General features: G+C 35.0%; 27 protein-coding genes and 1 other annotated feature. Of the genes, 25 read left to right on the top strand and 2 right to left on the bottom strand.

Annotation, left to right across the window (positions count from 1 at the left end; translation table 11 throughout):
• Positions 1 to 59 precede the first annotated feature (59 nt).
• The 18 genes from ACVWNY_RS13300 to ACVWNY_RS13215 all read left to right on the top strand — a co-directional run bounded on the left by ACVWNY_RS13300 (position 60) and on the right by ACVWNY_RS13215 (position 16,029).
• Positions 60 to 941 (top strand): LysR family transcriptional regulator, encoded by an 882-nt coding sequence (locus ACVWNY_RS13300; RefSeq protein WP_218326026.1) that lies wholly within the window; start codon positions 60 to 62, stop codon positions 939 to 941.
• 43 nt (positions 942 to 984) lie between these two features.
• Positions 985 to 1,208: a binding site (T-box leader), on the top strand.
• Positions 1,209 to 1,264: 56 nt separating this feature from the next.
• On the top strand, positions 1,265 to 2,470 hold the full coding sequence (locus ACVWNY_RS13295) for a MalY/PatB family protein (protein WP_218326025.1): 1,206 nt from the start codon (positions 1,265 to 1,267) through the stop codon (positions 2,468 to 2,470).
• A complete protein-coding gene (locus tag ACVWNY_RS13290) occupies positions 2,457 to 3,554 on the top strand; it encodes an aminotransferase class I/II-fold pyridoxal phosphate-dependent enzyme (RefSeq protein WP_218326024.1) in 1,098 nt (365 codons plus the stop codon). Before ACVWNY_RS13295 ends, ACVWNY_RS13290 begins: the two co-directional genes overlap by 14 nt.
• An 11-nt stretch (positions 3,555 to 3,565) precedes the next feature.
• Positions 3,566 to 4,474: a LysR family transcriptional regulator gene (locus ACVWNY_RS13285; protein ID WP_218326023.1), complete on the top strand. Its 909-nt coding sequence runs from the start codon at positions 3,566 to 3,568 to the stop codon at positions 4,472 to 4,474.
• A 379-nt stretch (positions 4,475 to 4,853) separates the two neighbouring features.
• The gene (locus ACVWNY_RS13280; protein WP_218326022.1) at positions 4,854 to 5,513 is read left to right on the top strand and encodes an amino acid ABC transporter permease; all 660 of its coding nucleotides are present in this window, start codon (positions 4,854 to 4,856) and stop codon (positions 5,511 to 5,513) included.
• On the top strand, positions 5,494 to 6,165 hold the full coding sequence (locus tag ACVWNY_RS13275) for an amino acid ABC transporter permease (protein ID WP_218326021.1): 672 nt from the start codon (positions 5,494 to 5,496) through the stop codon (positions 6,163 to 6,165). Before ACVWNY_RS13280 ends, ACVWNY_RS13275 begins: the two co-directional genes overlap by 20 nt.
• Positions 6,165 to 6,911 (top strand): amino acid ABC transporter ATP-binding protein, encoded by a 747-nt coding sequence (locus ACVWNY_RS13270; RefSeq protein ID WP_218326020.1) that lies wholly within the window; start codon positions 6,165 to 6,167, stop codon positions 6,909 to 6,911. The genes ACVWNY_RS13275 and ACVWNY_RS13270 overlap by 1 nt, the downstream gene beginning before the upstream one ends.
• 22 nt (positions 6,912 to 6,933) lie before the next feature.
• Positions 6,934 to 7,776, top strand: a complete 843-nt coding sequence (locus ACVWNY_RS13265) for a transporter substrate-binding domain-containing protein (protein WP_218326019.1) — start codon at positions 6,934 to 6,936, stop codon at positions 7,774 to 7,776.
• Positions 7,777 to 7,919: 143 nt separating this feature from the next.
• Positions 7,920 to 8,552: a TetR/AcrR family transcriptional regulator gene (locus tag ACVWNY_RS13260; protein WP_218326018.1), complete on the top strand. Its 633-nt coding sequence runs from the start codon at positions 7,920 to 7,922 to the stop codon at positions 8,550 to 8,552.
• Positions 8,552 to 8,920 carry a hypothetical protein gene (locus ACVWNY_RS13255; RefSeq protein ID WP_246601462.1) on the top strand — a complete coding sequence of 123 codons (369 nt, stop codon included), beginning with the start codon at positions 8,552 to 8,554 and terminating at the stop codon, positions 8,918 to 8,920. Before ACVWNY_RS13260 ends, ACVWNY_RS13255 begins: the two co-directional genes overlap by 1 nt.
• Before the next feature lie 213 nt (positions 8,921 to 9,133).
• The gene (locus ACVWNY_RS13250) at positions 9,134 to 9,292 is read left to right on the top strand and encodes a hypothetical protein (RefSeq protein WP_454072123.1); all 159 of its coding nucleotides are present in this window, start codon (positions 9,134 to 9,136) and stop codon (positions 9,290 to 9,292) included.
• A gap of 297 nt (positions 9,293 to 9,589) precedes the next feature.
• Positions 9,590 to 10,258 (top strand): response regulator transcription factor, encoded by a 669-nt coding sequence (locus ACVWNY_RS13245; protein WP_218326017.1) that lies wholly within the window; start codon positions 9,590 to 9,592, stop codon positions 10,256 to 10,258.
• Positions 10,255 to 11,160 (top strand): sensor histidine kinase, encoded by a 906-nt coding sequence (locus tag ACVWNY_RS13240; RefSeq protein ID WP_218326016.1) that lies wholly within the window; start codon positions 10,255 to 10,257, stop codon positions 11,158 to 11,160. The genes ACVWNY_RS13245 and ACVWNY_RS13240 overlap by 4 nt, the downstream gene beginning before the upstream one ends.
• Before the next feature lie 119 nt (positions 11,161 to 11,279).
• Positions 11,280 to 11,948 (top strand): ABC transporter ATP-binding protein, encoded by a 669-nt coding sequence (locus ACVWNY_RS13235; protein WP_218326015.1) that lies wholly within the window; start codon positions 11,280 to 11,282, stop codon positions 11,946 to 11,948.
• Between the two features lie 13 nt (positions 11,949 to 11,961).
• On the top strand, positions 11,962 to 14,622 hold the full coding sequence (locus tag ACVWNY_RS13230) for an ABC transporter permease (protein ID WP_218326014.1): 2,661 nt from the start codon (positions 11,962 to 11,964) through the stop codon (positions 14,620 to 14,622).
• A 135-nt stretch (positions 14,623 to 14,757) separates the two neighbouring features.
• Positions 14,758 to 15,300, top strand: a complete 543-nt coding sequence (locus ACVWNY_RS13225; RefSeq protein WP_218326013.1) for a flavodoxin — start codon at positions 14,758 to 14,760, stop codon at positions 15,298 to 15,300.
• A gap of 1 nt (position 15,301) precedes the next feature.
• A complete protein-coding gene (locus ACVWNY_RS13220) occupies positions 15,302 to 15,706 on the top strand; it encodes a cupin domain-containing protein (protein WP_218326012.1) in 405 nt (134 codons plus the stop codon).
• Between the two features lie 11 nt (positions 15,707 to 15,717).
• Complete coding sequence (locus tag ACVWNY_RS13215) at positions 15,718 to 16,029, top strand: carboxymuconolactone decarboxylase family protein (RefSeq protein WP_218326011.1); 312 nt, start codon at positions 15,718 to 15,720, stop codon at positions 16,027 to 16,029.
• 149 nt (positions 16,030 to 16,178) lie between these two features.
• Here the strand turns inward: ACVWNY_RS13215 and ACVWNY_RS13210 are convergent, their stop codons facing one another.
• Positions 16,179 to 16,532, bottom strand: a complete 354-nt coding sequence (locus ACVWNY_RS13210; protein WP_246601461.1) for a VOC family protein — start codon at positions 16,530 to 16,532, stop codon at positions 16,179 to 16,181.
• 80 nt (positions 16,533 to 16,612) lie between these two features.
• Between ACVWNY_RS13210 and ACVWNY_RS13205 the strand changes: the two genes are divergently transcribed.
• The 6 genes from ACVWNY_RS13205 (at position 16,613) to ACVWNY_RS13180 (ending at position 22,140) form a co-directional block, all read left to right on the top strand.
• Positions 16,613 to 17,074 (top strand): hypothetical protein, encoded by a 462-nt coding sequence (locus tag ACVWNY_RS13205; RefSeq protein WP_454072121.1) that lies wholly within the window; start codon positions 16,613 to 16,615, stop codon positions 17,072 to 17,074.
• Between the two features lie 493 nt (positions 17,075 to 17,567).
• Positions 17,568 to 19,475, top strand: coding sequence for an SSURE domain-containing protein (locus ACVWNY_RS13200; RefSeq protein ID WP_218326009.1), 1,908 nt, complete (start codon positions 17,568 to 17,570; stop codon positions 19,473 to 19,475).
• A 160-nt stretch (positions 19,476 to 19,635) separates the two neighbouring features.
• The gene (locus tag ACVWNY_RS13195; RefSeq protein ID WP_218326008.1) at positions 19,636 to 20,208 is read left to right on the top strand and encodes a flavodoxin; all 573 of its coding nucleotides are present in this window, start codon (positions 19,636 to 19,638) and stop codon (positions 20,206 to 20,208) included.
• A 22-nt stretch (positions 20,209 to 20,230) separates the two neighbouring features.
• Complete coding sequence (locus ACVWNY_RS13190; RefSeq protein ID WP_218326007.1) at positions 20,231 to 20,776, top strand: NAD(P)H-dependent oxidoreductase; 546 nt, start codon at positions 20,231 to 20,233, stop codon at positions 20,774 to 20,776.
• Positions 20,777 to 20,873: 97 nt separating this feature from the next.
• On the top strand, positions 20,874 to 21,731 hold the full coding sequence (locus ACVWNY_RS13185; RefSeq protein WP_454072120.1) for an aldo/keto reductase: 858 nt from the start codon (positions 20,874 to 20,876) through the stop codon (positions 21,729 to 21,731).
• Between the two features lie 16 nt (positions 21,732 to 21,747).
• Positions 21,748 to 22,140 (top strand): hypothetical protein, encoded by a 393-nt coding sequence (locus tag ACVWNY_RS13180; RefSeq protein ID WP_218326006.1) that lies wholly within the window; start codon positions 21,748 to 21,750, stop codon positions 22,138 to 22,140.
• On the opposite strand, the gene ACVWNY_RS13175 is transcribed toward ACVWNY_RS13180, so the two are convergent.
• On the bottom strand, positions 22,137 to 23,009 hold the full coding sequence (locus tag ACVWNY_RS13175; RefSeq protein ID WP_218326005.1) for a LysR family transcriptional regulator: 873 nt from the start codon (positions 23,007 to 23,009) through the stop codon (positions 22,137 to 22,139). The two genes, ACVWNY_RS13180 and ACVWNY_RS13175, sit on opposite strands and share 4 nt — an antisense overlap.
• A 109-nt stretch (positions 23,010 to 23,118) precedes the next feature.
• On the opposite strand from ACVWNY_RS13175, the gene ACVWNY_RS13170 reads away from it, so the two are divergent.
• Positions 23,119 to 23,679: a DapH/DapD/GlmU-related protein gene (locus ACVWNY_RS13170; RefSeq protein ID WP_218326004.1), complete on the top strand. Its 561-nt coding sequence runs from the start codon at positions 23,119 to 23,121 to the stop codon at positions 23,677 to 23,679.
• Positions 23,680 to 23,691 lie beyond the last annotated feature (12 nt).

Raw genomic sequence — 23,691 nt, 5'->3', positions numbered from 1 at the left:
AGCTTGTCTTTCTAGTGATTTTTTCTTTATAATAAAAAGAAACTGTTTGGGAGAAAAAAATGGAATTAAGAAGTTATCGTTATTTTTGGACAATTGCCGAATATGGCAATATCACCAAAGCGGCGCAAGCCTTACATATTACACAACCAACTTTAAGTCGTCAGCTAAAAGAAATGGAAGAAGAATTAGCGACGCCTTTATTTATCCGCGAAAATAAACGTTTAATATTAACTGATGCAGGTCGCTATTTAAAACAGCGGGCAGAGGAAATCATCGAGTTAACTGAACGAACAGAACAAGAATTTTTACATCAACGACAAGAATTATTTAGTGGACATATTAGTATTGGGTGTATCGAAGGAGATAATTCAGATACTTTGGCAATGATACTAGAGGAATTTTTATCTGATTATCCGCAAGTCACTTTTAATATTTTCAGTAATACCAGTGATGAAATCAGTGATAAATTAGATGCAGGTTTGTTAGATGTCGCCATTTTAATTGAACCAGTACCGACAGAAAAATATCACCGCTTGCCGTTACCGCGAAAAGAAGTTTGGGGTATTTGGGTAGATCAGACCGCCTTTATCAGTCAAAATAAAGTTTTAAAACCTAAAGATATTATTGGTTTGCCTTTAATTATGCCACAAAGGCCGGAGCCGCAAAAATTATTAGCAGATTGGGCGGGGACAACGATTGATGAACTGAACATTCGCGGGAATTTTAATTTGAGTTTTAATGTTTTTTCTTTAGTTGAAAATCATATTGGTGCAGCTTTTGGGATTAGTGGCGTAGAATTACATCATCGTACAGGAACTACAAAATTTATACCATTGGATCCTCCAATCTCTACCTATAGCGTCTTTGTTTGGAAAAAACATCGTGTGAATTCGGCGGTAGTTGATGGATTTATTAAAAGAATGCAAGAATCCTTCCAATAATTTCTCTTGACAAAGATGGGAATAAGATTATAATTTCATTAAATAATAAACGTTGAAGAGAAGAGTAGCAGATGAAAGGCAAGCAAAGAGAGCCCGGTTGGTGAGAAAGGGTATTGTGAGTAGTCGGTGAAGATGAGCTCTGAGTTTTTAGCAAGTTCACGCTTGTTAGACGGTTGTGACCGATATTTCACCGCGTTTCATTTGGAACGGCTGAGGTATTTTTATAATACAAATTTGGGTGGTAACACGGATTATTTCGTCCCTTTGTCTATGATGACAAAGGGGCGTTTTTTTTATTTAAAATTTGAAAGGTGGCAGTAAAAATGAACACAGCAGAATTTATTGAGACTTATTATACAGAACGAAATAATACCAATTCGTTGAAGGTTGATGCTTTACAAGAACGTTACGGAGATGCTGGTTTATTACCTTTATGGGTAGCAGACACTGAATTTTCAGTACCGGAAACGGTAAAAAATGTTTTAAGTGAGCGTATTGCCCATGGTATTTTTGGTTATTCAACCGTACCAGTAGATTATTTTAAAGCTTATGATGGTTGGCAAAAACGTCATGCGGGAACCCAATTTCAAGCTGAGTGGTTACATTTTTCAACGGGTGTTGTTCAAGCGCTATATGATTTAATTGATTGCTTTACTGAAGAGGGAGATGCTGTTTTGGTTCAGCCACCAGTCTATTATCCGTTTTATCATGCGATTAGCGACAAAAAAAGAAGCTTGGTAACAAATCCCTTGATTTTAAATGATGGGATTTACCAAATTGATTTCGCTGATTTTGAAACAAAAATTCGGGACAACAAAGTAAAATTATTTATTCTCTGTTCTCCTCATAATCCCGTTGGACGGGTTTGGCAAAGAGAGGAACTAGAAAAAGTTTTGGCAATTTGCGAGAAATATCAAGTGTTAGTCATTGCTGATGAGATTCATTCAGATTTAATTTTATCCAATCAACAGTTTACCTCGGCTATTACGGCAGCTAGCAACTTAAAATCGTTAATTGTTTGCAATGCACCATCGAAAACTTTTAACATGGCGACTTTATTAAATGCCCACATCTGGATTCCCAGTAAAAATAATCGAGAAATTTTCGCAGAGTGGTCCAGTAGAAATAAACAAACGGAAAACAGTTCGTTAGGACAATTGGCAGCCAAAACCGCTTATCAAACTGGAGACGAGTGGCTGCAAGCATTTTTAGGTGTGATTGAAGAAAATTATCATTATGTTAAAGACCGTTTACAAACTGAAATTCCTGAAATTTTTGTGGGTGAGTTACAAGGAACCTATCTTTTGTGGTTAGATTTAAGTCAGTGGATTCCTAAAGAAAAAGTCAAATATTATATTCAAGATAAAGCACAATTGGCGATTGATTACGGAGAGTGGTTTTCTGAAGATTGTAAAAGCTGTATCCGAATTAATTTAGCTACTTCACCTAAAAATATCAAAATTGCTGTCGACAGATTAATCGTGGTAGATCAGCTAAAAAAAGGAGTAGACAATCATGACAAAATTTAAATTAGCCACTCAATTAGCCCAAATCGGCAACAAATCAGATCAACAAACAGGTGCTATTAGTGCACCCATCTATTTATCAACTACTTTTGCTCATCCAAAACTTGGAGAAAGTACAGGATTTGATTATACTCGTACGAAAAATCCTACCCGTGATATTTTAGAAAGTGGTCTAGCCGAATTAGAAAACGGTGCCGGTGCAGTTGTCACCAGCTCTGGTATGGCGGCAGTTCAATTAATATTTAATTTATTTCCAAATGGTAGTCAATTTTTAGTTTCCCGGGATCTATATGGTGGTAGCTACCGTTATTTTGATGATCTGGCTGAGCGGAAAGTTGCTTCTTTCCATTATTTTGATGATTTAGAAAGTTTTGAAAAACAAATTTCACCGGCTATTACGGCTGTTTTTTTGGAAACACCGACGAATCCATTAATGCAAGAAGTATCGATTGCCAAAGTTGCTGCTCTAGCTCACGAAAATGATGCGCCATTGATTGTGGACAATACATTTTTAACACCATTAGGGCAACGTCCATTGGATTTAGGTGCTGATATCGTTCTTCACTCGGGAACCAAATTTTTAACTGGACACAATGATATTTTGGCGGGGGTAATCATCAGTAAATCTAGTGAATTAGCAGAAAAATTGACCTGGCTATCCAATACGACAGGCCCCACTTTATCAAGTTTCGATGCCTGGCTGTTTATTCGCAGTTTAAAAACTTTTAAATTACGTTTTGAAGAACAAGAAAAAAATGCAAAAAAAGTTGCCCAAGCACTAGCTAAAGTCAAACATTTAAAAGCGCTGATTTATCCTGATAAAGGTGCGATGATCAGTTTTAAAGTGGCAGATGAGAATAAAATCAGTCAATTTCTACAAAAATTAGCAGTAATTACTTACGCGGAAAGTCTTGGCGGTGTAGAAAGCTTGATTACTTATCCAACCACTCAAACTCACGCCGACATTCCGCAAGAATTGCGAGAATCCTACGGGTTAACTGCAGATTTATTGCGCTTATCAGTAGGAATTGAAGATAGTGATGATTTGATAGCTGATTTAATCGAAGCCTTAAAAGTATTTGAATAGGAGTAAATAAAATGAATTTACAACATTGTCGATACGTGATTCAAATTGCTAAAGCTGGTAGCTTTAGCCAAGCCGCCAAAGATTTATTTGTGACCCAACCAAGTTTATCCAGTGCAGTCAAAGATTTAGAAGGTGAATTAGGGATTTCATTGTTTACTCGCTCTAAGTCTGGGGTATTGCTGACTGAAGAAGGCAGTGATTTTTTAGTTTATGCCCATCGTATTTTAGCGCAAGTTTCAATGCTAGAAAATCATTACCAAGGAGAGAAACAGAAAAGTTTTATTGTGGCCAGTCAGCATTACGATTTTTTATCTCAACCATTTTTGAAAGTAACCAACAAGTTTCAACAAGAGATTCAAAGTTTTCAATTAATCGAGACGACCACTAAGAGAATTTTAGAAAGCTTACGGGATTTTGAAAGTGAGGTAGGGATTATCTACTTAGATCAGAAAAACCAGCAAACCTTAACTAGATATTTTAAACAAGAAAAGCTTTCTTACGAAGTCCTTGGTGAATTTAAAACCCAGATTTTTTTACGCCGGGACCATCCATTGAGTACTAAGAAAACCATTCAGTCTAATGATTTAAAAGAGTTTCCACAAGTGCGTTTTATTCAAGAAGAACAAGGATTTAGTCATTTTGATGAAGATCCGCTAGAAATCAATAAGAATCAGATTAGTCTATATACAAATGATCGTGGAACGTTGATGAATCTTTTAGCAGAGTCTGATGCATATGCGTCTGGTTTAGGAATAGTAGCAGGTTTCATCAAAAAAGAAATTATTTTAAAACCTTTTGGCGATAGTTTAACTCATCAATTGATTGCAGTGACTAATTCGCAACGTAAGAAAAGTTCTGCAGCGATTGAATTCATTTCAGAAATAAAAGAAATTCTATCTATTGATTTATCTTATAGATAGACATAGGTGTTTTTTATAATTCGATAAAACAGCTAAAAAAAAGCTAATTTTACTTATAGATGAGTTATTTTTAAGTTTGACAAAAGTTTTCTTAGGATTATAATATGATTAGTAAATAATTAAAAATGTTGAAGAGAAGAGTAACTTAAAAAAGCCCATAACAGAGACCTCGGCAGGTGAGAAAGAGGATAGAGATTTTTTGAGTGAAGATGAGCTCGGAGTTTTCTAAATAGTTGACGCTTTTTAGACGGTAGTCACCGTTAACTGACCGCACTTCGTTTGGAGTGGTCGAGGTATATATTATACAAGAGTGGTTTAGCGAAAATTCGTCTCTTTGTCAATGATGGCAAAGAGATTTTTTTATTGGAAGGAGGAACAAATGGATTTTGCAATTATTAAAGAAAATATCCCCCAATATGTGACAGCTATGAAAATCACGCTTGGGTTGGGTTTGGCGGGAATTGTTCTATCTATTATTATCGGTTTTTTGATTGCCTTGGTTCGCTATTTTAAAGTCCCCCTAATCAATCGATTAGCAATCATGTATACAGAATTATCCCGGAATACACCATTGCTAATTCAAATTTTCTTTCTATATTATGGACTACCAAAAATTGGTTTACCGATTGATAAAAATGTGGCAGCCATTATCGGTTTAACTTTTTTAGGTGCGGCCTACATGGCGGAGTCTTTCCGTAGTAGTTTTGAGTATGTACCGAAAATTCAAATTGAATCAGGAAAATCGATTGGCTTTAATCAGTATCAACTTACGAAAGAAATTATTTTACCGCAAGGATTGCCGTTAGCAGTACCTAGTATTGGTGCTAACTGTATTTTCTTATTAAAAGAAACTTCCGTATTTAGTGCGATTGCCATCATGGATTTGACCAATACGACTCGTGATTTAATTGGGATGTTTTATATGACTCGGGAATTTTTATTTATGCTAGTCATAAGTTATGCAGTACTTATTTTGCCGATTGTACTACTTATTTATTTGTTAGAGAGGAGTGTGGGCTATGAAAATCGCCGGGTATGAACTCCTTTTTCAAGGCAGTAATTTTACTAGATTGTTAGGTGGTGTTTGGGAAGTTGTAAAAATTTCGGCCATCTCTTTAGTGTTAGGTCTAGCAATTGGTATTGTCTTTGGCATGATACGAACCAGTCGCAATCCATTTATTCGAATTATCTTTAAACTATATTTGGAAATTTTCCGAATTGTACCGCTTTTAGTTTTATTATTTCTTTTCTACTATTTATTGCCAGAAATGTTTAATTGGCAAATATCAAATCAAACCGTCTCGATTTTGGTTTTTGTTTTATGGATATCGGCGGAAATGAGTGATTTGACTCGTAGTGCATTGGAAAATGTCAGTCAGAATCAAATTGAAATTGGGAAATCTCTTGGCTTTAATCGGATCCAACTGTATCAGGAGATTTTGTTGCCGCAAGGATTAAAAACTATTATTCCTACCACCATCAATTTAGTCACGCGAGTGATAAAAACCACCAGTTTACTAATGATGATAGGTGTCACGGAAATGATTCGAGTAGGTCAACAAATTATTGAAAACTACACGATTGAGGTGCCTACTGCAAGCCTGTGGATTTATGGCATTATCTTTTGTATTTATTTTATTTTATGCTATCCCTTAAGTAAATTCGCCAGTTATTTAGAAAGGAGCAGCTAATGTCCGAAGCACTTTTATCTGCATATAAAATTGTCAAAAAATTTGGCGATAAAGAAGTTTTATCAGAAATTAATTTAACTATCCAACCAGGAGAAGTAGTGGCTATATTGGGTCCCTCAGGCAGTGGGAAAAGTACTTTACTCCGCTGTTTAAATGGTCTAGAAACCATTACTTCAGGAGAAATATTTTTTAAAAATCAGCAATTACTATTAACAGAAAAAAATTGGCAGAAAGTCCGACCAGAAATCGGAATGGTTTTTCAAAGCTACGATTTATTCCCCAATAAAACGGTTTTAGAAAATCTCAAAGTCGGCCCAGTCAAAGTTCAAAATAGAAAAGCAGCAGAGGTTGAAAATGAAGCCTTGGAGTGGCTAGATCGTGTAGGTTTAAGAGACCGGGCCAATGATTATCCCCGCCAACTTTCTGGGGGTCAAAAACAACGAGTAGCAATTGTCCGTAGTTTGGTAATGAATCCTAGCTTGATGCTATTTGATGAAGTAACAGCGTCGTTGGATCCAGAAAATGTCCGAGAAGTGTTAGAAGTTATTTTGGAACTTGCGGAAACAGACAAAACGCTATTGATTGTCACCCATGAAATGGCTTTTGCTAAACAAGTTAGCGATCGTATTATTTTTATGGCGGATGGGGAGATAGTCGAAGAAGCCGCTACTGAGGAATTTTTTGAAAATCCCCAAACAGAAAGAGCGATTACGTTTTTAAGAAGTCTCGACTTCTCTAAATTATAAAAAAAGAAAGTAGGATGTAAATATGAAAAAGAAATTTTTAGGTGCCGTTTTAGCAACAGTTGCGTTGGGAGCGTTAATTATTAGTAGCAATCAACCAGTCCAAGCAGCAGAGAATAAATCTTCTGTTTCAGCTATTAAAAAGCGTGGGAAATTACGAGTAGCCGTTTTTGGTGACTTATCTCCGTATGGTTATTTAGATGACGAAGGAAATCATCAAGGATACGATGTTTATCTGGCAAGACAATTAGCAAAAGATTTAATCGGCAGTGAAGACGATGTAGAATTTGTCACAGTTAACGCGGAAGAACGAGTCGACGCTTTAAAATCAAATAAGGTTGATATTGTTTTGGCCAATTTCACGAAAACTCCAGAGCGGGAAAAAGTAGTTGATTTCGCTAAACCATACATGAAAGTTGGGATTGGTGTTGTTTCCAAAAAATCTGATGCTATTACTAAAGCCAGTCAATTAAAAGGCCAAGATTTAATCGTCACAAAAGGAACCACTGCCGAAACTTATTTTACAAAAGAACAACCAGAAGTAAACTTGGAAAAATTTGACTCAAAAAGTCAACAATTCCAAGCATTAACAGATGGTCGAGCAGATGCACTAGCAGATGACAATACTTATTTATACGCTTGGGTCAAAGATAATCCTGATTATGAAGTAGGGATCAAAGAAATCGGGGAAGTATCAACAATTAATCCTGCAGTCAAAAAAGGTAATAAATCATTATTAAAATGGACCAATAAAGAAATCACTAAGTTAGATAAAGATGGCTTTTTTGAAACCGCATATGATGAAACTTTAAAACCATTTTTTGGTGAAGAGATTAAAGCTTCTGATGTGATTATTACAGATAATTAAGAAATTATAGACTTAATAAGCAAAAAGGTTAACTACTTAAAAATCACTCGAGAAAGTCAATTTAATTCTTTTTTGACAAGTGATCGATTGTTCACTATAATAATGGTGAACGATCGATCACTATATTTTTTGAGGAGGATATTATGCCAAAAAATAAAACGCGGGATACGAAGGAAGTTATTCTATTAGTTGCATTAAAGTTATTTTCTGAAAAAGGCTATGATGGGGTCGGCATTAGAGACATATCAAAAGAAATCGGAATCCGAGAGAGCGCTATATACAAACATTACAATAATAAGCAAGACATTTTTGATTCAATTCTCAAAGATATCGAACGTCGTTATCAAGAAGAAGTTTCTACTTTTATGCCTCCTGAGAGCATGACCAATATCTTTTCAAAAGAAAATGATCTCAGAGAGGAATTATTCCGCATCAGTATTACAATGTTCCAATTCTATCTCAAAACAGAATATGGTTCGCAATTACGTAGAATGCTAACTATAGAGCAATATAGAACAACAGAAGCAGGTAAATTTTTTCATGAATTGATAATAGACAATGGTTTAGATTATATATCAGGTGTATTTACTAATTTAATAAAAGATGAAATTTATCTTGATGTTGATCCAATGATTATGGCAGTGCAGTTTTATTCACCTCTTTATTTATTGCTATCTAAATACGACAATCAGCCCGAAAAGTATGATGAAGCCCTAATTTTTTTAGAAAAACATATTAGACAGTTCAATGCAATCTATTTAAGTAGTGATAAATAATGAAGGGAATTGGAATATTGATAGTGGAGTGGATTATTACCGGTTTGATTGTTTATGCGGGATTATCGAATAAACAAATATTATTCATCAACGGACCAAGAACAGCAGTGATTACTTTGGGCATAATCGGATTTGCAATGTGTATGATAATGCCGACCATCGGTAAGTTTATAAGTAACGCTCCAATGCATCCTCTCACAATTGTGGGCTACATTTTTGGTGTAATCCCGTTGGTAATTACAGTCGTACAAATGTTCAAATGGAATATTCCCATTATCTATGATTCAAAAACTGCACTTTTTATTGTTGCTGGTTGCATTATCTTAAAGTCGATCATTGGTAGATTCGCACCATTAATAGTAAAGTAAATTTAAATAACACTATTACTACAAAGAATACTAAAGGTTATGTTTATTTTCATGCGCTGACAGAAAATGACACCAAAGTTTTTGAGAAGCCAGTCCCTTTTACTTTTAAAGCTAATCTTCAAATCATACGATTGATTTAATCAGAGAAAATTATCAATCCAGAATCTAATGTGAAAAAATTTTTTTATCGTCAAATATCAAGATGGATCCGTTATGGAACTCGCTAAAACAGAATCTTACACTGATGAAATTGGGGAATTGTTCTCAGTACGAAGCAAAGTTTTAGCTGGTTACACTTTCAATAGAAGCATTGTTAATAGAGATAGTCGAACGCAACCTTATTATGTAGGCAGACATACAGAAGAGTCATAAGAAATAATTTTTTGTATATAATGCAACAGTGCGAGGTGGTTCTATTCTAAGGACAGATAGACAACAATTGGAACGTCAACATCATCAGTGACCCAGCCAAGCAACTGGTATTAAAACCAAATTAATGTTGATTGTTTTAGGTGGATTTGTTTGGTATCGGAAGAAAAGAGCAAATTAAGTTTTAATTACCAAGGATCTTTAAATAGGTTCTTGGTTTTTTTGGGTAAATATAAAGCAGTCAAATAATCAAATTATTTCCATGATATAATAATTGAATCAAATGAAAGTTGAGATCACATGGACAAAATATTGATTGTAGAAGATGATCGGGCGCTTAGTGAAGGTGTATCAATTGCTTTAAAAAATTTGGAAATTCAAATAATTCAATCTAACAACTTAGCTGATGCTGAAACTGTTCTTATAAATCAAGGAATAGATTTAGTTTTACTAGATATTCATCTACCTGATGGTAACGGCTTAGAATTTCTAAAAAAAATCAAACATAGTTTCAATATACCCGTGATATTGTTGACGGCTAATGATACTGAAATGGACATTGTTTTAGGCTTAGAATATGGCGCCAACGACTACATTACCAAACCTTTTAGTCTGGCAGTTTTGCGAGCGCGAGTTAACACCCAATTGCGACGTAAGCAAGAGAAAAAACAAGAATTATTTGTGATGGATGAGTTCGTTTTTGACTTTAATAAAATGATTTTTTCTAAAAATAAACAGTCTGTTGAACTAAGCAAAACAGAGCAAAAACTATTACGGATTTTAATCGAAAATCGTGGAATTACCGTTATGCGGGAAAAGTTATTGGATCAAGTTTGGGGCAACGAGCAAGAATTTATTGATGGCAATACCTTGTCGGTGACTATTAAGCGACTCAGAGACAAGTTGGATGCGGTGGAGGAAATAAAAACAATTTATGGGCTTGGATATAGTTGGCGGTGGGATAAATGATTTTAAATCTATTGTTTTGGTGCATGGTAATTATTATCTGCTTACTCATAATTTTATTTTGGCAACGATGGCGGTTTAGAAAAATGTTAAATCGCTTGTCTCAAATGCTAGTGAAAGCTAAAGAAGGTACATTTAATGAAGCTAATTATGATGAAAGCATATTGTCTTCGATTGAAAGTCAAATGAAAGAGTATTTAACTACTTCGGTCAGTTCCACGGAACAAATGGCGCATGAAAAAGAGAAAATTAAGCGATTAATTTCTGATATTTCCCATCAGACCAAGACACCTGTGACAAATTTATTATTGTATTCGCAGTTATTGGCAGAGCAAGCAGACCTATCTACCGAGAATCAAAAATATCTTACACAAATAAGTCAGCAAACTGAAAAACTGAACTTTTTAATTACTACTTTGATTAAATTGTCTCGTTTGGAAACAGGAATTTTAGCTTTACATCCGCAAAAGACGGCAATTTTACCAATGCTAAAAGAAGTGCAATTACAGTTCAACGAAAATGCGCAACAAAAAAATATTCAAATCATTCTTGAAAATACCCAGGAAGAAGCAATTTTCGATCAGAAGTGGACGACTGAAGCGCTAGCGAATATTGTTGAAAATGCCATCAAATACACAGCTGATGATGGGAAGATTACGATAAAAACGACAGCCTATGAATTTTTCTGCCGAATTGATATTACAGACACTGGGATTGGAATTTCTGAAAAAGAATTGGCTCAAATATTTACTCGTTTTTATCGTTCAAGTTCAGTGGCAGATAATGAAGGCGTAGGGATTGGTTTATACCTAACAAGGCAGATCTTAGCTGCCGAGAATGCTTATCTGAAAGTTGACTCAAAACTTGAAGAAGGCAGTACTTTTTCAGTTTTTTTAGTGAAATAAGTAATTCTTACAAACTTGTTAGATTTTATTGTAGTGGAGAAAGATTCTGGTAAGTTTTATTTGTTAAAGTCTGAAGTGTAGAGAAGCACTTACAGACTTTTTTTATGGGGGTTTTAGAGATGAATATTTTAGCGACAAGAGGACTTACAAAAACTTACGGGACTGGCGATACAATGGTTCATGCGTTGGAGGATGTCAATCTGACAATCACTAAAGGAGAATTTGTAGCAATCGTTGGTACATCTGGTAGTGGGAAGTCCACTTTGTTACATATGTTAGGTGGATTGGATCAACCAACTAGTGGGAGTGTCAAAGTGGATGGTGTTGATATTTTTAAATTAAAAAAAGAAGCATTAATCATTTTTAGACGGAGAAAGATTGGCTTTGTTTTTCAAGATTATAATTTGGTGCCGGTTTTAAACGTTTACGAAAATATTGTTTTACCAAGCCAACTAGATGGCTATGCACCTAAAGCTGAATATATTGATAGTATTATTGAGACGTTAGGTCTGACTTCAAAATTACAAAATTTACCCAATCATTTATCAGGCGGTCAACAGCAACGAGTAGCAATTGCCAGGGCCTTGTCTACTCAACCAGCCATTTTATTAGCTGATGAGCCTACTGGAAATTTAGATTCAAAAACTAGCCAAGATGTTTTAGGTTTGTTGAAAGTTAGCAATCAAAAGTATAATCAAACGATTGTAATGATTACCCACAATGAAGAGATTGCCCAATTAGCTGACCGGATTCTTCGGATCGAAGATGGTCAGTTAGTGGAACAATAGGGGGGTGACCAGTATGAAAGTTGCTAATCGTAAAATTATTCGAAAAATTAGTTTACGCAGTTTAACCCGTCAAAAAGGCCGCAATGTGATCGTTGTCTTGGCGATTATTTTAACTTCTATCTTGTTTACAACGATGTTCACTATCGGCTCTTCCATCAATCACGCTTTTCAACAAAGTAATTTCAGGCAAGTTGGTGGTTATGCTCATGCAGGCTTCAAATATGTTACAAAAGATGAAATTGGTCAGCTACAACAAGATTCAAAAATAAAAAAATTTGGTCTGCGTCAATTCGTTGGTTCACCGACAGAAGCCCCTTTTAACAAAGCCCATGTTGAGGTCGGTTATAGCGATCAAAATTATGCTAAATGGACCTTTAGTATTCCTGAAAAAGGTCGACTTCCTAAAGAAGGAACGAATGAAGCTGCGACAGATACGAGAGTATTATCATTACTAGGAATAGAACCAAAAATTGGTGAGCGTTTCACACTAAAATTTTTAGTTGATGGTAAGGAAACAACGCAAACATTTAGTTTGTCTGGTTGGTGGAAATATGACGAAGCAAGCAGCGCAAGCCATGTCCTAATTCCTGAAAGTCGTGCTAGTCAAATCTTTGATCAATTACAAACTATTGGCGATGATGGTTTGACTACGCTGTGGACGATGGATGTAATGTTTCGGAATAGTATAGGTATTGGTGATAAAATAAAAGCTGTCTTAAAAGATCAAGACTTTCAAAATACAAATGAGAATAAAGCAAATTATATTGCTACTGGTACAAACTGGGGATATTCTGGCGCCAAAGCAATCTCTGAACAGGATCCGATGGCTGTTATTACGATAGCCGTATTGTTAATATTGATTATGATCACTAGCTACTTGATTATTTACAATGTATTTCAGATTTCCGTGACTAATGATATTCGTTTTTATGGCTTACTAAAAACAATTGGAACGACAGGACGTCAGATTAAACGATTGATTCGATTACAAGGGATTATTTTATCATGTATTGGGATTCCAGTTGGTTTAATACTTGGTTATTTAATCGGAATTAAATTAACCCCGGCAGTTTTAAATATTTTAAATGATGTAACGATAGATAGTATTTCTGTTAGCCCTCTTATTTTTATTTTCTCGGCAATTTTTTCTTTTGGAACGGTCATTATTTCTTGTCGGCGACCGGGCAAGTTAGCTGCTAAAGTTTCCCCTGTTGAAGCAATACGTTACACAGATGGCGTCGGAAAAAATAAAAAAATTCGGAAAACAACTAAAGGTGCTTCAATCGCAAAAATGGCCTGGGCCAATCTTGGTAGAAATCGGTTAAAGACACTTATCACTGTTATTTCTTTATCCTTGGCTGTTGTATTACTAAATTTAACAACAACTCTGGTGAATGGCTTTGATATGGATAAATATTTGAGGAAAATGACAACCGATTATATCGTAGCTGATGCTGGTTACTTTCAAGTCAATACACCTTATTGGACCAGTGATATGACTGTTCCTGAAGAAGCTATCGAAGAAATTAAACAACAAAAAGGCATCACAGATAGCGGTCGTATTTACGGTCAGTCTTCTGAAGATGGTGTGCTTTCTGATATACATCAATTTGTTAGCGAAGATATCTTCCGTAAAAATAACCAACTATTTTACGATCAGCATGACTTAGATACTGTCATCGATCGTAGTGAAAGATCAGGAGACTTATTAGCTGATGATGTGTATATGTACGGTATGGAAGATTTTATTTTGCGACAACTTACTACTGTAAAGGGTAATCTTCAAAAAATAAAAGATCCTACAAAAAAATATATCGCAGCAGTGTATCAAAAAAATGATTACGATAGTCCTATAAAAGCCAGTCATTGGGCTAAAGTTGGAGACACAGTTACCATTCGTTATACCGATAAGTGGGAATACTTTGATCCTGACACTGGAGAAATTTTTGACAATCAGCCTGAGGAACGAAAGTGGGAAAGACGGTCAAAAGAGTATCGTGATGTTGAATATCAAGTTGCAGCGCTGGTGACAATTCCTAATACATTAGATTATCGATTTTATGGTCGAAATCAATTTATTTTGGATGACAAAAATTTCATAGCAGATTCAAACTCTGATGGGATTATGAGTTTTGCTTTTGATACATCTAAAAGAGATAATCAACAAATCAGCAATTATTTGCAAAATTTCACTGAGAATGAACAATCACAGTTAGATTTTGAAAGCAAAGAAACTTATCTTAAAGAATTTGAATCAATGAAGAATATGTTTGCTTTATTAGGCGGTGTATTGTGTCTAATTATTGGAATAGTAGGCATCCTTAATTTTATTAATGCTATTTTGAGTGGGATTCTAGCAAGAAGGCGAGAATTTGCAGTTTTACAATCTGTCGGAATGACCGGAAAACAATTAAAGCTAATGTTGGTTTGGGAAGGATTGTACTATACTATCGGTGCAGCTTTAGTTTCACTTGGATTATGTTTGATTTCAGCACCATTATTAAGTCAGACGATTGAAAAGGTATTGTGGTTCTTTAGTTACCAATTTACGATTGTTCCAGTCCTGATCGTATTTCCAATTTTTGTGATTTTAGGGATATTCATTCCTCTAATCAGTTATTATTTTGTCGCAAAACAACCGATTATTGAACGTTTACGAAAAGCAGATAATTAAAGTAAAAAACTTCCTGGCAAAGTTTGCCGGGAAGTTTTTTCATGCCTTCTAGCTATGATAACTAAAAAAGAAGGTATTAGACCAATAACAAATATGGGTTTAAGATGAAGAAGTAGTAAGGAGGTGGCAGTAAATATGGCAATCATTATTTATTTCTCCCATGGCGGCGAGACGATTATTAATGGGCAAAAAGTAGTTCGAGAAAAAGGCAATACTGCAATTTTAGCTGAAAACATTGCCGCAAAAATTGATGCTGAAATATATTCTTTGAAACCGAGTCAACCTTATCCTGAAAATTATGATGCCTTAGTTGAACAGGTTTGTCATAAAAAAGAATTAACAACGGATTTTATCGATTTATCAATAAATGTTGATGATGATGAGTTCTTTATCGGTTATCCTAACTGGTGCGGCACGATGCCAGAAATTTTGCAGCACTTTTTAGCCTCGCAAGATTTTTCAGGAAAAAATATTTATCCTTTTTGTACCCATGAAGGTAGTGCATTAGGAAGTTCTTTAGTTGATTTAAAGAATCTTTGTCCCACTGCAATAATCAAAACAGGATTAGCTGTTCGTGGGTCGAAAGTTGAAAAAAGTCAAACTGCCATCGATAATTGGCTGATGCAATATCAGTGTGATACGTGTCATAAGAAACAGTTAAAGAAAGGAAGCTTATAATATGAAAAACGAAGAAGTAAAGAATGGCGTCATTTTTCCAGTTGGAGAAAAAAATGACGCTTATGCACAATATTTTATTGGACAAAGTTATTTAAATACCTTGGTTGCCGATCCCGATGTGAATGTGGGTGTCGGTAATGTAACTTTTGAACCAGGTTGTCGAAATAATTGGCATATTCACGAAGGTGGATTTCAAATTTTATTAGTAACTGGTGGAGAAGGTTGGTATCAAGAAGATGGTCAAGCGCCTCAAAGTTTAAAACCTGGAGATGTTATTGTAACTCATGATGGCGTAAAACATTGGCATGGTGCTAAAAAAGATAGTTGGTTTGAACATTTGGCAATAACTGCCGGAAAAGCAGTTTGGCTAGAACCAGTTGAAGATACTCATTACGATCAACTTTAGGAGGAATAATCATGAAAAAACAAACAGCAGGTAGAGATAACTTAGGTGATCTAGCACCACAATTCGCGGCATTAAATGATGATGTATTATTCGGTGAAGTCTGGGCGCGGGAAAGTCAGCTTTCTGCTCATGACAGAAGTATGATCACGGTCGCTAGTTTAATGTCACAAGGTTTGCCACAACTAGAAGCTCATTTGAAAATTGCTAAAGAAAATGGTGTCACTCAAGAAGAGTTGGTAGAAATGTTTACCCATTTAGCTTTTTACGCAGGTTGGCCTAAAGCATGGACGGCTTTTAATTTGTTGAAAGAAACTTACAAATAAAGTTTTTTTTAAATTAACCATAAAAATTCAAACTTTCTTCACATTTATGACTTATATTATAAGTACCAACAACAACCCTAACACTTTTTCATTTTTAACTCCTGACCTGACGGACCCCACCGTCAGGTCTATTTTTTTGCTATAATAAACTAAGCCTTAGCAATCACGAAATAATTTCCTTCAGGGTCGGTAAAATTAAAGGTAGCAGTCTGATCAACTGTCATTAATTCTGCTGATGGGTTCAAGCGTTCATGCAATTCTTCAAAGTCTTCTCGATACAACATCAAAGAAGGCGTGCTATCTAAAACCTCCGGCGAAACCTCAGCAATGAAGTCTCGGGGGAAAATCACAAATTCAATTTCACCAGAAATTTTTAAAATAGCATTAGACAATCCCTTTGGCAATGGCTGATTTTCTATCAATTCAGCACCTAGTTTTTCTTGCCAAAATTGGCTGATGGTTTCCACGTTTTGTACATAAAACATAATTCGTATTTTTTTCAAGATAATCCCTACTTTCTTAGTTTGGCGTTATCTTAGCATGAAATAAAATTAAATTAAAATGATTCAATTGGAGGTAAAAAATGGCTGTAAGTGAATGGTATCAGAACAAAGAAGGACGGGCTGAACACCTAGTCTATCTAAACAAGCAAGGAAAAGAATTAGAAAAATTGTTGAATAAGGAAAAAACCATGATTATTCGTGGCGCCGCAGGTCGAAAAAGTCCATTGGGTGGACGAGCAAAAATCGATGACCTTGTCTATTTTGTTGAAACTGGCGGCAATCAAATGGTGACGCATCGTGGTGTAATTAAAAATATCATAGAAACTGAAAAGATGACTCCTGAAGAATCGGCTGCATTTGTTGATAAACATGAAAAGGAATTGAATCTTTCAAAAGCGCAGTATAAACGCTGGGCAGGAAAGAAATTTTTAGCCCTATATGAAATTGATCATTTAGAAGCTATCGAACCATTTAAGTATGACCGTCAAAATAATATGGACGATTGGATAATTACTGAAGATATTAATCAAATTAAAGCGTGATATTTTAAGCCAAGCTAATTTTTTAGCTTGGTTTTTTTTTTCGTAAGTATCAAGCTATTGAGGGGAATTTAATTTTTTTACTATTGAAATTTCAGATAGCTTGATATAAAAAATTTCAATATAAGATTCATTTCGATAAATTCAGGCATTTGAAATAAAAATAATATTTTTTTTTGAGTTTATTCTTATTGATCGATAATTATATAAATACTTACTCAGAATAGTCTGTAAATAATACTTAATTTAAGCAAACATATAATTTTACAAAAAGAATAACAAATAGTAGTATCCTTTTCATGAAGCGATGAAAAACATAGGAAATCAAATTATTTGGACAAATAAAATTTTTCCCTAAGCGATGTAAACTTCATAGAAAATAAAAATATGACTTATTTACGAAGCATAAATGTATTTATGTAATATTTGTTAGATTTAATTTTGACATTACTGATTTTATGTGAGTGGTCGGTCGTAAAAAAATGGAGGAGTTACCATGAGTAACAAAAATCAAAGTTTGTTAAAAAAACAAACAAGAGCTTTATCAAAAAGCAAACAAAAAAGAATCGCAGCTTCATTGGTTTCATTAGCAGTTTTAGGAACTAGCGGATTATTAGCAGTTGCTGGACAAACAAAAGTTCAAGCCGCAACGACTTCTACTACTGCAGCTAGCAAAGCAGTTACTTCAAGCGATGTTGTAAAAGCAGTTCAAGACAATATTAAAACAACTGCTTATGTTTCTAAAAGTGATATTACAGCAGCTGAAGCTGACGGTCCTTTCTTAGCGGGTGTATCTTCAGATATCAACTTTGCTGCATTTGGCGGAGATGGCATGCTTACTCGTTTGTTGTTAAACTCTTCAGATGGAGCGGCTTGGTCTAATAATGGTTCTGGCAGCAATTCTCCATTATTACCTGTGGAAGGCTTAACGGAAGCAGATGGTTATACTTATCAAGTAAAACTAACAGATCCTGAATTCGCAGACAAAACAACAAATCAAGAATTATTAACAGCATTACAAGAAACAACTGCAACTGAATTAAATGCAACAGTGACTGTTTATCAAAACAATGCACAAGTTGCTACTAAAAAAGTTCAATTTAAAATTGGTATACCAGATATTCAATCAGCTTTAGACAATACAGTTAAAAGTGAAGCTACTTTATCAGTTAGTGATGTAACAAATGGTAAAGGAACTGACAGCCCTTATACAGCTGGAATTAATTCAGATCTTGACTTTTCAGCTTTTGGTGGAGATGGCATGATTTCAAGAAGATTATTAAAAGCTTCTGATGATGCTGCATGGTCAGATAATGGTTCTGCTGGAACAAATGCAGCCTTACTTGCTGCTTCAAACTTTACTGCTGGCCAATTCACTTATAATGTTTCATTAAGTGGCGTACTTGCTGGTAAAACTGGTGATGAATTGGTACAAGCCTTACAAGCAAACCCAGGTAAATACACTGCAACTGTTAATGTTTATGCATCTGATAATACATCTACACCAGTAGCGACTAAGACAGTTGCTTTAACTGTTGATGAAAGTATTCAAAATTCCGTTTCTAAAAATATCAAAGACACAGTAACTGTTTCTGGAGAAAAAGTTGGTGCTGCTAACTTTACTGGACCATTTTCAGCTGGTGTTAATCAAGTCATTCCGTTTGAAGCTTACGGTGGCGATGGTATGTTAACAAGATTACTAATCAACTCTACTGATGAAAAATGGTCTGATAACGGCGTAGATCAAAACGCTGCAATCGCTCCAGCAGCTAATTTAGAAGCTGATAAGTATTTCTACGAAGTTGATTTAGATGGCGCTGCAGCTGGCAAAACTGGCGAAGATTTAGTGAAAGCCTTACAAGCAAACCCTGGTAAATATACTGCTACTACTAAGGTATATGCAGCAGGTGCGGATGGTAAAGCTGATACAAGTTCAGTCATTGCAACTAAAACAACTACTGTAAATATTGAAAAAGCCGTTTACAATGGTGTTAAATTATACCGTGCTTACAATCCAAATTCAGGTGAACACTTATACACTGTAAGTAAATCTGAGTTTGATGGAGTCATAAAAGCTGGTTGGACTGATGAAGGTACTGCATGGAAAACTGCCAATGAAGCAGTTGGTACACCTGTCTATCGTTTATACAACAAAAATTCAGGTGAACACTTCTACACATCTAGTGAAGCTGAATACAATTCAGTTGCAAATGCTGGTTGGAATAAAGAAGGCGTAGCATTCTATTCTGCTGATAAAGCTGAAGGTGTTGCAGTGTACCGTGCATTTAATCCTAATGCCAAAGGTGCAGGTTCTCACTTGTTTACAACATCAGTTTCTGAAAAAGATGGTATTGTAAGTAAAGGTTGGAAAGATGAAGGCATCGCATTTTACGGTGTGAAATAAGAATTTTTAACTTTTGAGTCAGAGGAATTTATCCTCTGGCTTTTTTTGTCGTACGGTTGATATGCTTTTTTGGCATATCTGGGATTCTAAATAAGTATTGGTAATGGAAGATCTTTTCTTTTAATGTAAAGCTAACTTAAAATATTTAGGAGGAAGGACCATGAAAAAAATCATTTTCGCATTACTTGGTTTATTTTTACTTAGCGCTTGCGGTACGGGAGAAGATGCGGTTGATACAAGAGAATCTACAACAGTTTCCAATGACAATTCTGTTGCAATTATTTATTACTCATTGACGGGTACAACTGCAGAAGTTGCCAATGAAATCCAGCAAAAAACAGGTGGCACCTTGATTGAAATTGCGACTGCTGAACCTTATTCTGATGAATATTCTGATGTAACCGATATTGTTTCTGAACAAATAGAAAATGATGCGTTACCTGACTTAGCTAATATAGAGACATCTTTAGCAGATTACGATACTATTTATTTAGGCTCACCAATTTGGTATGGATCAATTTCTTTACCAATTCAAAAATTTTTAACAGATAATGATTTGTCAGGTAAAGAAGTGTATCCTTTTTACACTAGTGGTAGCAGTGGGATTGATAGTGCAGTTGAAGAAGTTGAATCGTTAGCTAGCGGAGTAAATGTACACGCTGGTCTTGGTTTATCAGAAAATGATATGGATAGTATGGAGGATAATGTGTCAGATTGGTTAACTGGGGATTAAAAATTAAAATAACTATGAAAGATTGAAAACACTCGTATTAGTATTTCATCCAGATTTAAATGCATCGACAGTCAATCGTCGTTTAGCAGAGGCGGCAGAACAGTTATCAGAAGTGACTGTTAAAAATATGTATCAGCTTTATCCAGAATTTAAAATCGATGTGGCAGTTGAGCAAGCTGGATTAGAGAAAGCGGACCGGATTGTTTTACAATTCCCGATGTACTGGTATTCTTCACCAGCTTTGTTGAAACAATGGCAAGATGAAGTTCTAGAATACGGTTGGGCTTATGGTAGTAGCGGAAATGCATTAAAAGGGAAAGAATTATTAATTGCTGTTTCACCTGGTGCACCAGCTAAAAATTATGTTCGTCAGGTTAATTTTAAATATGAGGTTCATGATTTACTACGTCCATTTCAAGCAACAAGTAATTTAATTGGTACAAAATTTGTTAAACCATTTGTATTGGCCGGAGCTTCAAGCATTTCTGAATCGGAACTAGCAGTCGCCGCAAGAAACTATGCAAATTATTTAATAGCAGAATTACCTTTATTAGGTGATTATGAATAAGATTAAATAAAGAGACTAGAAATTTAATGTTCTAGTTTTTTTTCTTGACTTAAACCGAACTCCAAGGAGTAAAGTGTAAATAATCAAAGTATAGAAGGTGAAAAAAATTGGGAAAGTGAACCTAGCAAGTAAAGAAATTTTTCCTATCGGCATCGGAACTTGGCAAATAGGTGACCATGCAATGAATCGTGAGAATGAAATTGAGGCTATTCAGCAAGGATTATCCCAAGGCATCCAGTTGATTGATACAGCTGAAATGTACGGCGATGGAAAAGCAGAAGAGCTAGTTGGCGAGGCCATCAAAAATAAGAAACGGGAAGATTTGTTTGTTGTATCAAAAGTCTTACCTAAAAATGCTAACAGAAAAAAACTACTGGAAAGTTTAGATAAAAGTTTACAACGATTAAAAATAAATGAACTAGATTTGTACCTTTTACACTGGAAAAGTGATATACCTTTAGCTGAAACAGTAGCTAGTTTGGAAGAGGTAAAAAAGGTTAGGAAAATTCGTGCTTGGGGTGTTTCTAATTTTGATACTGCAGACATGGAAGAACTATTGGCATTACCACAAGGCAAAAACTGTGCTACTAATCAGATTAAATATAATATTATTGATCGTGGTGCTGAGTTTGATTTGTTGCCTTATCTGCAGGAAAACCAGATAACTACAATGGCCTACTCACCAATGATTAAAGGTCAATGGCAACAGTTGACTGAAGAGCAACGTGTCGTGCTTTTGAAAATTTCTGATGATCAAGAAATCAGTGTTGGGCAAATAATGTTAGCGTGGGCAATCAGAGAAGGAAGCACCATTGCTATTCCTAAAGCCGGAAGCCCACAACACATACGAGAAAATGTTGCATCTGCAACTAAAAAATTAACTGCTGAAGAATTAATTTTAATAGATTCAGTTTTTCAGGCGCCAACTAAAAAAACTGATTTGGCATTATGGTAAAGATGGAGGAGTAATTGTGAATCAACGGAAGAATTTACAAAAGATGCAGGTTTTTTTGCAGATGGGGGATACTTTGACGGAAGTAGATATTTGTGCTTGCTTCTTTGATGTGTTATTGCAGTGTAATTTTCAACAGCCCTTGTTTTTCCAAAAGAATGATTTAGCAACCTATTATTTTTCTTCGAAAGTAGAATTGACGACAAATTGCACAGAGCAGTATTATTCTTGTGCTGGTGACATTAGTTATTTTCCTTGGACTAAAGAAATTGGGATTTGTTTAGAAGATGAATGTACTACAATGGGCGTCCCGCGAATAAAAATGGGACGGTTAACGAAAAATCTCTGCCAAATCCAAAGCTTACGAGCAGAGGAAGAGGCAGAAATTTGTTGGCAATTTGTTATGGCTTAATTATTTTCTTGCAATAAATTTTTTAAAAATAGGGTTGATGCGTTAGAAAATACTTGGTTTTTCTTCCAAATCAGATTGATACTCACCGTTAATGGGGGAGAAAATGGTATGAAAATTAAATCGGATTGTTGCGTATTGATAATACCATCAATTGATAAAATAACTAAATTCCCTTCTTTTGCTAATAACGAAGCGTTAAATAATAGATTATACGTCCCGGCAATATGATAATTGCTGAGGTTTCCGCCTAACCATTCCGCTAGTTGATTGTCTACCAAAGATTGATTTGAAATGAGCAAGGATTGATTGAGTAAATCTTCTGGCGTGATTTGATTAGATGTTGCCAATGGATGATTCCGATTAACAATAATACCCCAGCGATCTTTCATTGGTAACCGTAAATACTCATATTTTTGTTTTTTGACAGGATCGATGACTAGCCCGAAATCTAGTAAGCCTTTGTCGATCTTTTCCATTACATCATCTGCATTACCACTATATAAACGAATTGATAAATCTGGATAGTTTTTTAAAAGGTCATTTAAAATAACGGATATAAATTGAAAACTTTGTGTTTCGCCACCCCCAATTGTTATTTCTCCGCCAATCACTTTATTTTTTTGTAAATTTGCAGTAGTGACATCCACCAGAGATAAAATCTCTTGTCCGCGATTTTGCAAATAAACACCATCTTCAGTCAAAGTTATTTCGCGATTGCCCCGTTTAAATAATTCCACGCCTAACTCAATTTCCAAATCTTTTAATTGTTTCGATAATGTTGGTTGTGAAAGATGTAAAACTTCTGCTGCACGGCTGATAGTTTTCTCACGAGCAACCGTTAAAAAGTAGTTTAGAACTCTTAAATCCATCTAATTCCTCCTATAATAAAAAAGCATATCAGTTCATTCTATATAAGTATTAGTCAAGTCAATTATATCCGAGTATGCTTAAGCTATCAAATAGATAAAGGTGATGGCGATGAATACATACAATTTACAACAAAAAATTAATGGTAAAGAAATATTAAAAGGCTCGACACTTTTTCGAGAAATTCATCTGGTAAAAGATAATAACGAACGTTTAGTTGCAGAATTAAACCAAGGATATCGGACACCAAATGAAGTTTTGACTTATTTAGAAAATATCACAGATCAAAAAATTGATGATTCTGTGGTCGTTTCTCTGCCGTTTTATACAGATTTTGGTAAACATATTATTTTTGGGAAAAATGTTTTTATTAATCAAAATGTGCAATTTGTCGATTTGGGCGGGATTGAAATTGAAGATGACGTCTTAATTGGACCAATGGCAAGAATTATTTCAGTGAACCATATTATTGATCCCCAAAAAAGAAGGGGTATTTTACCACAGGCAGTTAAGCTTAAGAAAAACGCTTGGATTGGTACTAATGCGACAGTCTTACCTGGCGTGACAATTGGAGAAAATGCAATTGTGGCAGCTGATGCGACGGTTACAAAAGATGTGCCTGATAATGTGATTGTGGCAGGAACACCAGCAAAAATTATCAAAGAAATTTAAATTATTTAAAAA

The organism is Enterococcus sp. JNUCC 77, from assembly GCF_054819945.1.
This window is presented reverse-complemented; position numbering and strand designations above follow the sequence as displayed.

Excerpts from the sequence above, each read along its gene's own strand:
- ACVWNY_RS13300 (WP_218326026.1), top strand. The coding sequence starts at position 60 with ATGGAATTAAGAAGTTATCGTTATTTTTGGACAATTGCCGAATATGGC.
- ACVWNY_RS13295 (WP_218326025.1), top strand. The coding sequence starts at position 1,265 with ATGAACACAGCAGAATTTATTGAGACTTATTATACAGAACGAAATAAT.
- ACVWNY_RS13290 (WP_218326024.1), top strand. The coding sequence starts at position 2,457 with ATGACAAAATTTAAATTAGCCACTCAATTAGCCCAAATCGGCAACAAA.
- ACVWNY_RS13285 (WP_218326023.1), top strand. The coding sequence starts at position 3,566 with ATGAATTTACAACATTGTCGATACGTGATTCAAATTGCTAAAGCTGGT.
- ACVWNY_RS13280 (WP_218326022.1), top strand. The coding sequence starts at position 4,854 with ATGGATTTTGCAATTATTAAAGAAAATATCCCCCAATATGTGACAGCT.
- ACVWNY_RS13275 (WP_218326021.1), top strand. The coding sequence starts at position 5,494 with ATGAAAATCGCCGGGTATGAACTCCTTTTTCAAGGCAGTAATTTTACT.
- ACVWNY_RS13270 (WP_218326020.1), top strand. The coding sequence starts at position 6,165 with ATGTCCGAAGCACTTTTATCTGCATATAAAATTGTCAAAAAATTTGGC.
- ACVWNY_RS13265 (WP_218326019.1), top strand. The coding sequence starts at position 6,934 with ATGAAAAAGAAATTTTTAGGTGCCGTTTTAGCAACAGTTGCGTTGGGA.
- ACVWNY_RS13260 (WP_218326018.1), top strand. The coding sequence starts at position 7,920 with ATGCCAAAAAATAAAACGCGGGATACGAAGGAAGTTATTCTATTAGTT.
- ACVWNY_RS13255 (WP_246601462.1), top strand. The coding sequence starts at position 8,552 with ATGAAGGGAATTGGAATATTGATAGTGGAGTGGATTATTACCGGTTTG.
- ACVWNY_RS13250 (WP_454072123.1), top strand. The coding sequence starts at position 9,134 with ATGGAACTCGCTAAAACAGAATCTTACACTGATGAAATTGGGGAATTG.
- ACVWNY_RS13245 (WP_218326017.1), top strand. The coding sequence starts at position 9,590 with ATGGACAAAATATTGATTGTAGAAGATGATCGGGCGCTTAGTGAAGGT.
- ACVWNY_RS13240 (WP_218326016.1), top strand. The coding sequence starts at position 10,255 with ATGATTTTAAATCTATTGTTTTGGTGCATGGTAATTATTATCTGCTTA.
- ACVWNY_RS13235 (WP_218326015.1), top strand. The coding sequence starts at position 11,280 with ATGAATATTTTAGCGACAAGAGGACTTACAAAAACTTACGGGACTGGC.
- ACVWNY_RS13230 (WP_218326014.1), top strand. The coding sequence starts at position 11,962 with ATGAAAGTTGCTAATCGTAAAATTATTCGAAAAATTAGTTTACGCAGT.
- ACVWNY_RS13225 (WP_218326013.1), top strand. The coding sequence starts at position 14,758 with ATGGCAATCATTATTTATTTCTCCCATGGCGGCGAGACGATTATTAAT.
- ACVWNY_RS13220 (WP_218326012.1), top strand. The coding sequence starts at position 15,302 with ATGAAAAACGAAGAAGTAAAGAATGGCGTCATTTTTCCAGTTGGAGAA.
- ACVWNY_RS13215 (WP_218326011.1), top strand. The coding sequence starts at position 15,718 with ATGAAAAAACAAACAGCAGGTAGAGATAACTTAGGTGATCTAGCACCA.
- ACVWNY_RS13205 (WP_454072121.1), top strand. The coding sequence starts at position 16,613 with ATGGCTGTAAGTGAATGGTATCAGAACAAAGAAGGACGGGCTGAACAC.
- ACVWNY_RS13200 (WP_218326009.1), top strand. The coding sequence starts at position 17,568 with ATGAGTAACAAAAATCAAAGTTTGTTAAAAAAACAAACAAGAGCTTTA.
- ACVWNY_RS13195 (WP_218326008.1), top strand. The coding sequence starts at position 19,636 with ATGAAAAAAATCATTTTCGCATTACTTGGTTTATTTTTACTTAGCGCT.
- ACVWNY_RS13175 (WP_218326005.1), bottom strand. The coding sequence starts at position 23,009 with ATGGATTTAAGAGTTCTAAACTACTTTTTAACGGTTGCTCGTGAGAAA.
- ACVWNY_RS13170 (WP_218326004.1), top strand. The coding sequence starts at position 23,119 with ATGAATACATACAATTTACAACAAAAAATTAATGGTAAAGAAATATTA.